This is a genomic window from Hymenobacter setariae (assembly GCF_007713685.1).
Classification (GTDB): domain Bacteria; phylum Bacteroidota; class Bacteroidia; order Cytophagales; family Hymenobacteraceae; genus Hymenobacter; species Hymenobacter setariae.
The window spans coordinates 283,700-297,958 of sequence record NZ_VMRJ01000004.1 but is presented as its reverse complement, the minus strand read 5'-3'; the positions used below and the strand labels follow the sequence as shown (position 1 = coordinate 297,958).

The 14,259-nt window shown below is 62.2% G+C and carries 11 protein-coding genes; 5 read left to right on the top strand and 6 right to left on the bottom strand.

Features of this window, described 5'->3' with window-relative positions:
- Positions 1 to 61: 61 nt before the first annotated feature.
- The 4 genes from FNT36_RS16130 to FNT36_RS16115 all read left to right on the top strand — a co-directional run bounded on the left by FNT36_RS16130 (position 62) and on the right by FNT36_RS16115 (position 5,680).
- Entirely contained in the window at positions 62 to 949 is an 888-nt protein-coding gene (locus FNT36_RS16130; RefSeq protein ID WP_144849799.1) for a HEAT repeat domain-containing protein, read from the top strand.
- Positions 950 to 1,077: 128 nt separating this feature from the next.
- Entirely contained in the window at positions 1,078 to 1,872 is a 795-nt protein-coding gene (locus FNT36_RS16125) for a DUF4097 family beta strand repeat-containing protein (RefSeq protein WP_144849797.1), read from the top strand.
- Positions 1,873 to 2,028: 156 nt separating this feature from the next.
- The gene (locus FNT36_RS16120) at positions 2,029 to 2,898 is read left to right on the top strand and encodes a DUF4097 family beta strand repeat-containing protein (RefSeq protein ID WP_144849795.1); all 870 of its coding nucleotides are present in this window, start codon (positions 2,029 to 2,031) and stop codon (positions 2,896 to 2,898) included.
- A 181-nt stretch (positions 2,899 to 3,079) separates the two neighbouring features.
- Complete coding sequence (locus FNT36_RS16115; protein ID WP_233635975.1) at positions 3,080 to 5,680, top strand: DUF5916 domain-containing protein; 2,601 nt, start codon at positions 3,080 to 3,082, stop codon at positions 5,678 to 5,680.
- Between the two features lie 126 nt (positions 5,681 to 5,806).
- Here FNT36_RS16115 and FNT36_RS16110 read toward each other — a convergent pair whose 3' ends face one another.
- Positions 5,807 to 7,432: a S8 family peptidase gene (locus FNT36_RS16110; RefSeq protein WP_233635974.1), complete on the bottom strand. Its 1,626-nt coding sequence runs from the start codon at positions 7,430 to 7,432 to the stop codon at positions 5,807 to 5,809.
- Between the two features lie 207 nt (positions 7,433 to 7,639).
- Between FNT36_RS16110 and FNT36_RS16105 the strand changes: the two genes are divergently transcribed.
- Positions 7,640 to 9,109, top strand: coding sequence for a pectate lyase family protein (locus FNT36_RS16105; RefSeq protein ID WP_144849791.1), 1,470 nt, complete (start codon positions 7,640 to 7,642; stop codon positions 9,107 to 9,109).
- 8 nt (positions 9,110 to 9,117) lie between these two features.
- Here FNT36_RS16105 and FNT36_RS16100 read toward each other — a convergent pair whose 3' ends face one another.
- The 5 genes from FNT36_RS16100 to FNT36_RS16080 form a co-directional block, all read right to left on the bottom strand.
- Positions 9,118 to 9,603: a hypothetical protein gene (locus FNT36_RS16100; protein ID WP_144849789.1), complete on the bottom strand. Its 486-nt coding sequence runs from the start codon at positions 9,601 to 9,603 to the stop codon at positions 9,118 to 9,120.
- 52 nt (positions 9,604 to 9,655) lie between these two features.
- Positions 9,656 to 10,168, bottom strand: coding sequence for a nucleoside deaminase (locus FNT36_RS16095; protein WP_144849787.1), 513 nt, complete (start codon positions 10,166 to 10,168; stop codon positions 9,656 to 9,658).
- Positions 10,169 to 10,176: 8 nt separating this feature from the next.
- A complete protein-coding gene (locus FNT36_RS16090) occupies positions 10,177 to 11,403 on the bottom strand; it encodes an amidohydrolase family protein (RefSeq protein WP_144849785.1) in 1,227 nt (408 codons plus the stop codon).
- Between the two features lie 177 nt (positions 11,404 to 11,580).
- Complete coding sequence (meaB, locus tag FNT36_RS16085) at positions 11,581 to 12,561, bottom strand: methylmalonyl Co-A mutase-associated GTPase MeaB (RefSeq protein ID WP_144849783.1); 981 nt, start codon at positions 12,559 to 12,561, stop codon at positions 11,581 to 11,583.
- Positions 12,562 to 12,761: 200 nt separating this feature from the next.
- A partial coding sequence (locus FNT36_RS16080) for a PA14 domain-containing protein (protein WP_233635973.1) occupies positions 12,762 to 14,259 on the bottom strand: 1,498 nt, incomplete at its 5' end.

Sequence of the window (14,259 nt, the reverse complement as noted above, 5' to 3'; positions counted from 1 at the left end):
TTAACAGTCTATACGTCAGAGTAATTAGCAATTGATACTTAACAACTAACAATTACCCACAATGTCTTCCGCTATCAATCCTGCTCACCCTAATGCCGCTTGCGCCGAGTTGCGGCCCTGGCTGCCCGAGCTGGCCGACGGCCAGCCGCTGCCGCCCGAAGCGGCGCACCTAGCCGCGCACTTGCCAGACTGCCCCGCCTGCCAGGCCGAGCTGGCCGAGTTGCGCCTGCTTTTTGCTGACCTAGACGCATTGCCTGCCGAAGTCCCCCCCCTAGAGCTGCGCGATAATTTCCTAGCCATGCTAGAGGCAGAAAAGGCGAAGCTGGCCACGGCTTCGCCCAGCCCTCTGAGCGCTCAGCGCGGCGGCCAAGCCTTGCCAGCCGCACCAGAGCCCAAGGAGCTAAGTGCTAAGCACCAAACCCTAAGCACGAATAACTGGCTCCGCATCGCGGCCAGCGTGGCGCTGGTGGCTATCGGCGCGGTGTTAGGTCTGTTGCTACGTGGCGGCCAGCCCGCCGCCACAGTGGCCACTGCCGAGCAGCCCCAGCAGCCTACGCTCTCGACGCGGCTGGCCGCCGCCCGGCAGCAGCCGGCCTCGGCCAGCCAGCGCTTGCAGCTCGTAAGCCAGGCCCCAGCCTTAGTGAGCGAGCCCAACGACCCGGCCGTGCTCACGCTCATTCATACGCTCGACACCGACCCCAACCCCAACGTGCGCCTGGCCGCTTGCGAGGCCCTGGTGCGGCTGCGCAACGACCCCCGCGTGGGCCCGGCGCTGGTAGAGGCCCTGCCCCTGCAAACCGACCCTAACGTGCAGATTACCCTCATCGAAGCCCTGGTGACGCTGCGCGAAAAGCGCGCCGTGCCCGAGCTGCAGCAGCTGGCGCAACAGCCCGAAGCGCTGCCCGCCGTGCGCCAGCAGGCCGAGAGTGGCATAGGTCAATTGATTTAACCTCAGCCTATACAAGCGGAGTGGCACTCCGTTTTTATATCCCCACCGCCATCGTTGTAGCTAGGTGGGGCGCGGAGTGCCACTCCGTGCTGCAAGCTGCCTTTTTGCTTTCGCTTATTCGCTCTATCATGAAAAATACGTGGCATTTAACCTTGCTGGCCCTGGTGCTAGCCCTGCCGGCGCAGTTGCGCGCCCAGGAGTTTCGACAGAAATTCAATAGTTCCACCAACCGCAAAGTGATACTCGACATGCGCGGTAGCGACGTGACGGTGGAGGGCTACGACGGTGATGAATTGATTATCAAGGGTTCCGGTAATTTTCAAGAGTCGCCGGCCATGAAGCAAGCGCTGACCCAGGGCCTGCGCCCAGTGTACAGCGGCGGCGCAGCCGACAACACCCGCCTAGGGTTGGCCGTGACGCCTACCGGCGACAATACCATCCGGGTGGCGCGTACCTCGCGCAGCGATGGACACTACACCGTGCGCCTGCCCCGCCAAACCGACGTGGCCTTTGCCGATAGCTGGGGCGGCTCGGACGACCTGACGATGCGCGACATCTCGGGCCGCATCGAGGTAAACCTGAAATCGGGCGACTTGCGCCTGCTGAACGTGAGCGGCCCGGTGGTGGCCAACACCATCAGCGGCGACATCCAAATCAAGTTCAACGTGGTGCCCACCCAGCCCAACGCTGTGTCGTCGGTGAGCGGCGACGTGGACGTGACCCTGCCCGCGCCCTCGCGCCTCAGCCTCTCGATGCGCTCGATTTCGGGCGAAATCTACACCGACTTCGACCTGAACCTAGGGGGCGGCAGCGGCCTCAAGCACGTGGGTGGCCAAACGGTGGATGGCCGCGCCAACGGTGGCGGTACTACCTTCTCACTCAAGACGATAAGCGGTGATATTTTCGTGAGAAAGACGAAGTAAACAGTCTGCCAAGTTGAGGTAGAGGCGATTGTCATTGCGAGCATAGCGGAGCAATCGCATCAAAACGAGTTCGCCTAGGGTGCCGCCCGGGTGCGATTGCTTCGCTATGCTCGCAATGACAACCTATCCTTTTTATTACTCTAATTCTCCTGCCCGATGAACCGTTTTTTACTCGCTGCCAGCCTACTACTTACTGGCTCGTGCCCGGCCCTGGCCCAGCGCCTCGTCACGCAAACCGCCACGCTGGCTGCGGGCCAGGGCGTGTACCTCGATTTGAAATACGCCCACAACATCAAGGTGCGGGCGGGTGCCGGCCTCAGCGTGCGGGCCAGTGTGGTTATCAATGACAACCAGCAAAACGACCTGTACAGCCTGGAGCTGCAAACCGCGGGCGGCGAGCTAAGCGTAGTGGAGAAGCTGGATGAGGAGAAACTGCGCCAAACCAAATTCACGGGCGATTGCGACGGTGGCAGCCGCAACAACGGCTCGCACGGCCTCAACGTGGGCTACAAGCGCTCGGAAAAAACGGGGGGCCTGCGCCCCACGCTCAGCAATCACCGGGGCAACGACTACAGTTACTGCACCAAAATTGACTACGAAGTAACGGTGCCCGCCGGCACGGCCCTGCGCCTCAATACCATCAGTGGCGACCTCGACCTGAGCGGCCTCAATGGCGCCGTGACGGCCAAAACCATTAGCGGCGACGTGCGCTCTACTGACCTCACCGGCCCGCTAACGCTGCGCACCGTAAGCGGCGATGTGAAACTCAGCAACCTAGGCAACAACCCCGTAGATGCTACCAGCATCAGCGGCGACGTGGACGTGAGCTGGCCCGCCACCCAGAGCGCCGCCCTCAACCTGAAAACCATCTCGGGTGAGGTGTACGCCGACCCGGCCGTGACCTTCAGCAACCTTAAGGAGCGCACCTACGTGGGCTACGAGCTGCACGGCAGCCTAGGCAACGGCGGGCCCCTCGTCACGCTGCATTCGGTAAGCGGCGACGTGTTTTTCCGTAAGCAGAAGTAACCCTCTCTGGTGCGAGTTACGCTGCGCTAAACGCGCGCCCGGGCTGGTGAAGGGTATAAAGGCCTACGCTTGGGCTTAAAAGCCAGATAAGCGAGGATAGAAAAATTTTCGGTGCCGGACAACGAACCTAGGGCAAGGCGTGTCTATGGCCCTGCTACACCCGTTACTTCACCCACCCATCATGTTTTTGTTGCCTACCCAGCGGGCGTTGTCGCGCTGGTTGCTGAGCTTGTTGTGTCTGGCTTTTGCCGGCCAGGTAGCCGCACAATCGGCCCCCGGCCCTAAGGCAGCGACCGCCGTGGCGCGCCGCCAGCTGGCCGCCCAGCGCACGGCCACTCCCATCAAGCTCGATGGGGTGCTCGATGAGGCGGTTTGGGCCACAGCTCCCACCACGAGTCAGTTTACGCAGTTTCGGCCGCACCCAGGGCCCCGCGAGCGTCTGCCCACCGAGGTGCGTGTGCTCTACGACGACGTGGCGCTGTACGTGGGTGCCAAGATGCTGGAAACCAGCTCCGACAGTATTCGGCGCGAGCTGACCCAGCGCGATAACATTGGCAATACAGACTTTTTTGCCTTCTACGTAGACCCTTACCGCGACCACCTCAACGGCTACTCGTTCTTCGTGCTGAGTACAGGAGTGCAGGTCGACCAGCGTATTTCGCCGGCCAATGGCGAGGATGACGCCTGGAACGCCGTGTGGGACAGCCGCGTGGCCCCGCTTCCCGACGGCAAGGGCTGGGCCGTGGAAATGCGCATTCCGTACTCGGCCATTCGTTTTGCCCAGGCGCCGGTGCAAACCTGGGGCGTGCAGTTTTTTCGGCAGCGTAAGAAGGACAACCAACAGTTTTTCTGGAACGAGGTAAAGCCTGAGGTAGACGGCTTCGTAAACCAGTGGGGCGAGCTCACGGGGCTCGAAAACCTGCACCCGCCGCTGCGCCTCTCGCTCACGCCCTACGTCAGCAGCTACGTCAACCACTACCCCTACAATGAGCAGGGCAAGCGCAACATGAGCACCAGCTTCAACGCTGGCGCCGACATCAAGTGGGGTATTAATGAGAGTTTTACCCTAGACGCCATCCTTATCCCGGACTTTGGCCAAACCATCAGCGACAACCAGGTGCTCAACCTGTCGCCCTTCGAGGTGCAGTACCAGGAAAACCGTCCGTTCTTCACCGAAGGCACCGAGCTGTTCAATAAAGGTGGGCTGTTCTACTCGCGGCGGGTAGGGGCGCAGCCGCTGGGCTTTAATGACGTAGAAGGCAACCTAGGCAAGGGCGAAGCCGTGTTCCAAAACCCCGGCATCACGCGCCTGCTCAACGCCACCAAGGTATCGGGCCGCACCCGCAAGGGGTTGGGCGTGGGCGTGTTCAATGCCGTGTCGGCCGCCTCTTACGCCGTGGTGCAAGACTCGACCGGCGAGCAGCGGCGCAACGTGCTGACCCAGCCACTGACCAACTACAACATTGTGGTGCTCGACCAGAGTCTGCCGCACAACAGCTACGTTTCGCTCATCAACACCAACGTCACGCGCTTTGGTAGCACCTACGATGCCAACGTGACGGCTGGCCTCTTCAAGTTTGCCGACAAGCGCAATCAGTACGCCCTCAAGGGGCAGGTCAACTACTCGCGGCGCCGGGGCACGGTGCTGAACTCGGATAAGCCCATCGACGACCAAAACGGGTACAAATACTACCTCAACTACGGCAAAATATCGGGCAACTGGACCTGGAATGTGGACCACGGCATCGAGTCGGATAGCTACAACCCCAATGACCTAGGCATCCTGTTCGGCAACAACAATATCTCGCAGTCGGCCACGGTCAACTACAACAAGTACGAGCAGTTTGGCAAGGTCAACAACCTCTATACCAGCCTAGGGGCCTATCAGTCGTTCTTGTTCAAGCCCAGCCTCTACCAAGATGCGGGTTTGTACGGCAGCGTCAATACCACGTTTACCAAGAACTTCCTCACTATCGGCGGCGACTTTAACCTGGACCTGCCCAAACACGACTACTACGAGCCGCGTACTTTCCCGCTGGGCCTGTACTACGTGCGGGTGCCCGCCAACTTCAACCTAGGAGGCTTTGTGTCGTCCGACTACCGCAAGAAGCTGGCCTTCGACGTGAACGCGGGCATGCGGTACTACGCCCTGGATGAGCGCTTCGACCGCCCCCGGCGCATCAGCTACGGCCTGAGCCTGAGCCCGCGCTACCGGGTCAATGACCAGCTCAATTTTCGCTACACCTTCGACTACGATTTCAAGCACAATCAGATAGGCTATGTCAACGATGGGCTCGATGCCAACAACCCGCTCGACCAGCCGCTGTTGGCCACGTTCGGTACCGACGTGCTCCTAGGTCGCCGCAACGTGTCCACGTTCACCAATACCCTGAACGCCAACTACACCTTCACCAATCGGCTTTCGCTCACCACCCGCGTGCGGCACTACGTGAGCGCGGTGCGCTACCACGAGTTTGCGCGCCTGCGCCCCAGCGGGGCCGAGGAAATGCTGCCTACCTACGCCCGCAACCACGACACGAGCTTCAGCGCCTTCAACGTGGACGCGGCTTTGGTGTGGTGGTTTGCGCCCGGCTCGCAGGTGAGCTTGGTTTGGAAGGACGCTACCTCGTCGTACTTGCTTGGCAGTGAGGCCACCCCGCTGTATTTCGACAACCTAGCCAATACCGCCAACACGCCGCACAACAACAACGTGTCCATCAAAGTCTTGTATTATCTTGACTACCTCAACCTGCGGAGGCGGCCGCTTCGCTCAAAAGGGTAGGGGCCTAGTAGGGCAGGCATTGCTCAAATAAGGAAGGGGGGTAGGAAGCTGGGAAAGCGGGAGTTAAACAATAACTCTCCCGCTTTCCCAGCTTCCTACCCCCTTCTCTTTCTAAACGTCGCCGCTCTACTTGCCTGCTACCTGCTGCGCCTGCTGCACCGCGCCATACAAATTGGCGATGCCGCCGGTGCGCGACAGCGTGGCGAAGTCAACCATTGTCTTGGTGCCGGGCTTGCGCACTTGCGTGTGATTTACCACGGCCGACTGCAGGATGCATTGCTTGAGTTGTGTGGCGGTGAGGGTGGGGTAGTAGGCCTTGAGTACGGCCGCCATGCCAGCCACCACGGGGCAGGCCATGCTAGTGCCGCTCTTGAGGTCGTAGCCGCCGCCCGGCACCGTGGAATAGATGGCCACGCCGGGCGCAAACACGTCCACGTGCTGCGGGCCGTAGTTCGAGAAGCCGGCTACTAGGTCGGGGGTGTTGAAGCGGCTACTCGCACCCACCGTGATGAGGTTCGGAATAGTCTTACCATCGAGGTAAGAGTTTGATGGGAAGTTATTGGGGCTGGCGTCGAGGTCGCGGCTGTCGTTGCCAGCGGCGTGCACCAGCAGCACGCCTTTTTTGTCAGCGTAGCGCATAGCTTCGTCTACAGCCACCTTGTGCGGCGAGAAGTCTTTGCCAAAACTCATGCTGATAATCTGCGCGCCATTGTCTACGGCGTAGCGAATGGCGTTGGCAATGTCTTTGTCGCGCTCGTCGCCGTCGGGCACGGCCCGCACGCTCATGATGCGCACGGCATCGGCCACGCCCTCCATGCCCACGCCATTGGTGCGCACGGCCCCAATAATGCCCGCGCAGTGCGTGCCGTGGCCCGCGTCGGGGCCCTGGCTATCGGCGTTGCCGTAGTCGCGCTGCTTCAGGTTGGTGGGGTCGTCGCCCACCGCGGTACGGCCGTTAAAGTCGGGGTTGAGCTGGGTTTCGAGCTTGCTTTTGGTGGTAGCCAGGGCGGCGCGCACGCGGGCTAGCACGGGCTCGGCCCCGGGGGCCTGCTGGCGGTGCACCAGCGCGTAGAGCTGGGGCGCACCGGGCACGGCAGGTTGGGCCTGGGCAGCTTGGTGCAGGGCCGCCGAATCGAGGGCGGCACTACCGGAGCGCTGGCGCAGGGCATCGGCAGCCGGGCCGATGAGAGCCAGTAAGCCCTCAATGCGCTGCACAGTGGTTGTGGCCTCGGTGCGAGCCTGGAGGTGGGCTGTCTTAGCCGTTTCGTAGAGGTCGAAGCTGCGCTGCTCTTTCTTGGAGAAGTCGTCGCGCTTTTTACCCTCGTAGCGTGCGCGGCCCTGGGCGTAGATGCGGGTCGATTCCAGGTTTTCGACGTCCACGTTGCGGCCGTCTTTGCCGCCTAGGTAGCTCCAGCCGCGCACGTCGTCGGCGTAGCCGTTCTTGTCATCGTCCTTGCCGTTGCCGGCTATTTCGCGGGTATTACGCCACAAGATGCTTTTCAAATCGGTGTGCACCGAGTCGATGCCCGAGTCAATGACGGCCACCAGCACGGGCGTGGGGGTGCGGCCGGCCAGCAGCTCGCGGTAAGCGCGGTCGGCGCTGATGCCCGGCACGCCATCGGCCTGCTGGTCGAGGTGCTGCCAGCGCTGAGCCGGCGCTAGCTGGGCCTGCGCCCCTAGGGCCGTGATACAAAAAACACCGCCTAGGGCGGCTCGGCGCATGGCGCGCAGCGAAATAAGGGAAGACAGCATAGCTGGCAGCTCGGTAAAAGCAAACAAAAACTAAATCAAGGCCAAGATACGGCGGCGCGGGCCGCTGCCCCGCGCCCGCCTGGCAACGTTGCCGACAACGATTGCGCAAAAGAAAAGGCACCACGGAGCGCAGCTAGCCTAGTTGGGCGGGCATCTTTGCGAGCCACCCACCGGGCGGCTTCCTTTTCCCACCCTACACTTTTACTGATGTTTATTGACCTAGGCCTACGCCCTGCGCTAGTTGTGGCGACCCTACTGGCGGGCTGGGCCGTGCGCCCGGCACCCTCGGCGCCCGGCGCTCGGCTGCTCGCTTTCCCAGGCGCTGAGGGCGCTGGGCGCTACACCACTGGCGGGCGCGGTACCGCCGCCGTGCCCACTACGGTGCTAGAGATTACTAACCTGCGCGATGACAACCTGCCCGGCAGTCTGCGCTACGCCGTGCAACTGCCCGCCGCTAAGGCCCCGGCCCGCACCATCGTGTTTCGGGTGGCCGGTACCATTCACTTGCTGTCGCCGCTCACCTTTAACCGAGCCAACACCACCATCGCGGGCCAAACGGCCCCCGGCGGTGGCATTTGCCTGGCTGATTACCCAGTGCAGGTGAAGGCCGATAATGTCATCATCCGCTTCCTGCGCTTCCGGATGGGCGATAAAAACCAGAATAAGGGTATGGTAGACGGCGCGGGCGGCGACGACGCCCTAGGTGGCACGCGCAACAACCGGCTCGTCATCGACCACTGCTCGATGAGTTGGAGCACCGACGAGTGCTTTTCGGTATACGAAGGCGACAGCACCACCTTGCAGTGGAACCTCATTGGGCCGCCGCTCAACTACTCGTACCATTTCGAGAAGGGTGACACTGACTACGAGCGCCACGGCTACGGTGGCATTTGGGGCGGCCAGCACGCCAGCATGCACCACAATCTGTTTGTGCACTGCAACAGCCGCACCCCGCGCTTCAATGGCAGCCGCTACACCCATGCGGCGGGTTTCGAAAATTGCGACTTTCGCAACAACGTTATCTACGACTGGGGCGAGAACAACGTGTATGCTGGTGAGGGCGGCAACTACAACATTGTCAACAACTACTACAAGCCCGGCCCCAGCACCAAGCCCGCCGTGCGCACCCGCCTGCTCAATCCCTACAAGCTTGACAAGGGTGCCAACCCCTTGCCCTACGGCAAGTTTTACCTCACCGGCAACTACCAAGAAGCTAGTGCCGACATAACCCGCCACAACTGGCGCGGCGTGGAAATGCACGAAGGCACCCGCGCCGACACGGTGCTGGCTCAGGCCCCCGTACCCTTCGACCTAGGGCCCATGGCTACGCAGCCCGCCCAAGAAGCCTACCCGCTGGTGCTGGCCGGCGCCGGCGCTACCCGCCCCGCCCGCGATACCCTCGACCAGCGCCTAGTGCGCGAGGTGCGCCTGCGCACCGGCCGGCTCATCGACGCGCCCGGCGGCTACCCCCACGGCACGCCCTACGCGCTTACGCAACGCGCTTGGCCCGTGCTAAAAGCGGCACCTGCTCCCACCGATACCGACCACGACGGCATGCCCGACTCCTGGGAAACGGCCCATAAGCTTAACCCGAAGGACGCCGCCGACCGCGCCAAAACGGGGCCGGGCGGCTACCCCATGCTGGAAGTATACCTAGGCGAGCTGGCGAAAATGTAAGCACTAGCTTAATCGCCGGGTTCCAACGACTTGTCAATTACCCAAGGAATAGCCGTTTCAAACTCGACTTGTACTAAGCCGGTCTTCTCCGGGAAATGGGTTAGGTCACTGCCTTCGGCAAAGCCGACGGAAAAGTTATCGGTAATACTGATTAGGTGGATAGTATGCCCACCTTTTGGCAGTGGGTCTCGATAGTCGGGGCCCACCACTACCCGCCCCTTAAAGTGAAACCAGCCCGCGATGTGGTGCAGGCCGCTAGGGAGTAGCTCATAGCGAAACACTTCTACCTCCTTGCGGTAGTCGATACCCAGGGCAGCTAGAAGCGAGGTAAACTCAGGCGGAAAAACGTGGTCGCGGTAAGCCACGTAGTTTTTGCAGTCGTTGCAAGAGCAGGCATCGGCGCCGCTGTTGGCCACGCGGGCATAAATCTGCTGCGTGAGTTCGCGGTCAAGCTCAAACTCCCATTCTCGGTAGTTCAGTATGCTGATAGCCATAAGTTTAGGCGCGGGCCATGGTTCTTCTTCACGCTAATAGTAAAGAAGTCAATTATTTACTCCGTTGTTCGTTGAGTGCTGTGGTGTGATAACTCACCTGCAAGTCCTTAATAGCCTGCAACAGCTCGCCGTCGGCTGGCCCCGCCACCTCAACCCCGCGCACAACGGTCTGGATGGGCAGCATTTGCACGAGTGAGGGCGGCGCCCCTATCTCCTGTAGCCACTTGGTGAGCTGCTCGGCCGAGCTCAGGTACACTATTTTACCTAGGCCTACCCAGCCGTGGGCGGCGGCGCACATAGGGCAGTGCTCGCCGCTGGTGTAGAGGGTAGTGGCCGCCCGAGCGGCGGATTCTAGGTGGGTGGCCGCCCACTGCGCCAGGGCCAGCTCGGGGTGGGCCAAGGCATTGAGGTCATTGACTTGGTTGCGCGCCTCGGCCAGCACCTGGCCTTGCGCATCAACCAAAATGGAGCCGAAAGGCTCGTCGCCTGCTTGCAGGGCTTCGGCGGCCAAGGCGAGGCATCGCCGCAGGTACGGTAAGTCGGTAGGAGTGAGGGGCTGGGGCATGAGAAGACCTAGGCAGGCGAATGGAGGATGGCGGGCGAATTGGTAAACGTGGGGCGCCCGTTTTTGTAGCCCAGCAGCGGCTGCGCCACGGTGCGGATAGCGTCAACGGCGCTAGCTGCCTCAAGCAGCACAAAGGTGGCCGGGCCGCCCACCCGCAGGCGGGCTTGCTGGCCCAGCAGCCGAGCGGCCTCGGTGGTCACCATCTCGTAGGCCGCCCGGATGGCCTCGTCGGTGGCCAGCTGGGCCACGTTGGCGTAGAGGTTGGCCATGCGTACCAGCGAGGCATCGCCGTAGGGCGTGAAGGCGTTGAGAATGTTGTTGCTGGCAATGGTGGTGTGCAGGCCCAGGGCCCGCAGTTCATTAGCATTCACCATGCCGCGTGGCACGAGGTGGTCTTGCCCATGGCCCATCAGCAGCAGGTCGGTGGCCGGCAGCACCGTTAGGGCAATGCCGGCCTCTAGCAGCAGCTGTGCCAGCTCGGTGCGTTGAGTCGAGGGCATGGCGCTCAGCTTATTGACGTGGCCCACCGACACGCGCCCCTGATAGCCGCGGCGGCGGGTTTCTTCGGCAATCTTCGGGATACCCGACTGGGTGGGGTCTAGGTCAAAATCCAGGTGAAAATCTACGTTGACGCCAAACTCCTCGGCTAGGTCAAAAATCAGCTCCACGTGGCGGTCGGGGTCCGGGTCGGTATAGGGGCAGCCACCCACTAGGTCGGCGCCCTGCTGCAACGCCTGTCGCAGCAGCTCATAGGTGGCCATTTCCTGGGTCAGGCCCTCTTGGGCGAAGGCGCACAGCTCGATGTCGAGGGCGTGGGCGTAGGTGGTGCGCACCCGCTTGAGGGCTGCCAGCGAGCGTAAGCCGGCCCTAGGGTCGGTTTCAACGAACGTGCGCAGCCCCATCGTACCCTTCTTAATGGCCATCTCGACCACCTGGCTCGCCCGCGCAACCACGTCGTCCTCGGTAAAATCCTGCTTAGCCTTCTTCGACTCTTCGGCGGCTTCTTCTTGGCCGCCTTTCTCTACCGAGCAGCGGTCCAGGATGCAGGACTTGTCGAGGTGAATGTGGGTTTCGTAGAACCCGGCGCACACAAATTGGTGGTTGGCATCCAGTACGGTGCGGGCCGCATCCGTGATGGTGGCTTGCAGCAGCTGAATGGTATCGCCCACAATACCAATGTCTACGCTATCCTCGTAGCCGTCGAGGCGCGCATTTTTTACGAGTGTATCTAGCATAAGGACCTAGCCGGGCCGCAGCCGCAGAAAGAAAAGCCCGCGCCCGTGCGCTGGCTCCTGGCTATACGGCTAGCCCCGGAAAGGTTGAGCTAATAGGCCTGGGCTCTGAGTAAAAAACGCTTTTGGCCCGCTATTGCTGGCAGTTGCCCAGGACTACCAAGGCAGCTGCTCGCTCGGCTAGTGCGCCAGCAACTGCTCGGCGGCGGCCCACGGCGTCAATTGCCCCGCGGCCACGGCCTGGCGCACGCTAGGCAAGGCACTTTGCACGCCCGCCCGGCCGTAGAACTGGCTTTCGAGCGCCTGGCGCACAGCTTCTTCGAGCCACTGCAATTGCTGCTGGGCGCGGCGGTGCTGCCAGTAGCCGCTGGCCTGGGTGTGGGCCGCGTACTGCTCAATGACCTCCCAGGCCTCGGGCAGGCCCGCGCCGCTGAGGGCCGAGCAGGTGCGCACGGGCACGGCCCAGCCACTGGCGGCGGGCGGAAACAGGTGTAGCGCGCCCTCGTAGTCGCGGGCGGCGCGGCGCGCGGCTTTCTCGTTGCCGTGGTCGGCTTTGGTGATGAGCAGGGCGTCGGCCATTTCCATAATGCCGCGCTTCACGCCCTGTAGCTCGTCACCGGCGCCGGCCAGCATGAGCAGCAGAAAGAAATCGACCATGCCGTGCACGGCCACTTCGCTCTGGCCTACACCCACGGTTTCCACAAAAATGACATCGTAGCCGGCCGCCTCGCACAGCAGCAGGGCCTCGCGGGTGGCGCGAGCTACCCCGCCTAGGCTGCCACTAGCCGGCGATGGCCGAATGAACGCCCTAGGGTGCGCCGTGAGCTGCGGCATTCGGGTTTTATCGCCCAGAATGCTACCGCCGCCCCGCGGCGAGCTGGGGTCCACGGCCAGCACAGCCAGCTTCTTGCCCAGCTTCTCGACCAGATACAGACCTAGGGCCTCGATAAATGTGCTCTTGCCTACCCCCGGCACGCCCGTAATACCGAGGCGCAGGGCGCCACCGGTGCGCGGCAGCACAGTTTGCAAAACTTGCTGGGCTAGGGCTTGGTGAGCGGGTAAGGTGCTTTCGACCAAGGTGATGGCGCGGGCCAGCACGCCGCGCTGGCCGGCTGCCAGGCCCTGGGCGTAGTCGGCAGCAGTGAGAGTAGGAGCAGGCACGGCCGCAAAATAGCGCCGCCTAGGTTAAGTATTGGCCCGGTTGGTACCGGACGCGGCCTGGGCGCTACGCTTGCTGTTAGCAATACCCACCCAACACCAAGGCCGGTGCTACCCTAGTTTTAGGGCAGCACCGGCCTTGGTGTTGGCGGCCGCTCGTGTAGTGCTTCTGCTTGCGTCGGCCGGCCAGGTCTGGACGTGGCTTAATGGGCCACAACCAGGTTATTGCGCAGTGTGCGCCCCGTGGCCGAGCGGGCTTCTACCGTGTAAATGCCATTGGGTAGGGCCGACGTGTCGAGGGGCGTATTGGCGTTGGCCTGGTCTTGGGTTAGGCGCACGCGGCCGTAGCTGTCGCGCACTATTACTTGGCTCGAGGCCTCGGTGCCTAGGTACACTTGCGAAGAGCTAGGATTGGGGTAGAGGGCCAGCTTTTCTTCCTGGGCCAAGCTGCTTGTGGTGGCTTGCCTAGCTAGGGTGGAGGTGGTGGCAGCGCGCCATACCTCTAGGCCCGACAGATTGGCGGCGCCACCTTGCGTACTCAGCGTGAGCGTGCCATTGGCAACGGTGGTCCGCCATGGGCCCAGCTTTTGCCAGGAGCCAGCGCTGCCGCTTTGGTGGTTGCTCAGCACTAGTTTGCCGTCTAGCTTGATGCTGAAGGTCTCGGAGTTGTTATCTTCCCACACGTATACATACACGTCGTAGTCGCCCGTAGGCACGGCGCTGAGCGTGACGCTCGGCGCCCCGCCCCACACAAACGAGCGAATCATGCGCGCGCGGTCGGCGTCGGTAGCTGGCACTAGCGCCACACCCTGGTTTTCGTGCGTATTGCCAGCATACCAAAAATTGGTGGTAGTGCGGCCTTCCCAGGCGTTACCATCCAGCGTAAGGGCCGGCCCATTCAGGTTGATAGCCCGGTAAAAAGTGCTAGCTGTAGTACCGGTGCCAGTGCTATTGCCAGCGCGGAAGAGCGCGGCAGCCGGAATCTGAGTTTTGGCCAAGCCGGGGCCGGCGTAACTAGCTGTGAGCAGCTGGGCGCCCGCGTTCTCGAAGAAAGTCAGGGTGAAGGCGTGCTTGCCCTTAAGCAAGCCAATTTTGCCAGCTCGCTCCTGTAGGCCGTGGGCCCCGTTGTTGTCCACGACCAGCGTCGAACCAATGAACAATTGCGAGCCATCGTCCGACGAGGTGTAGAAAGTGTATTCGCCATCGGCGGGCACGTCCACGAAGCCGGTGTAGCGCACGGCAAAGTCGTCGTCCCGGTTACGCATGTCTAGGGTAGGGGTAGTGGTGGTGCCCGTCTTGGTGGGGGTCAGCGCCGCAAAATTGGGCAGTTCGAGCCAGGTGCCTTCGTAGTATTGATAGGTCAAACCCGCTGTCGTGCTGGTTGGGTTTTCAGGCGCGCGCAGCGCCCCGGCAGCCGGCAGCGTGGTGGCGGTGCCAGTGCGGAAGAGCGCAGCGGCCGGAATCTGGGTCTTGGCCAGGCCGGGGCCAGCGTAGCTGGCCGTGAGCAACTGGGCACCCGCGTTCTCGAAGAAAGTCAGGGTGAAGGCGTGCTTGCCCTTAAGCAAGCCAATTTTGCCAGCTCGCTCCTGTAGGCCGTGGGCCCCGTTGTTGTCCACGACCAGCGTCGAACCAATGAACAATTGCGAGCCATCGTCCGACGAGGTGTAGAAAGTGTATTCGCCATCGGCGGGCACGTCCACA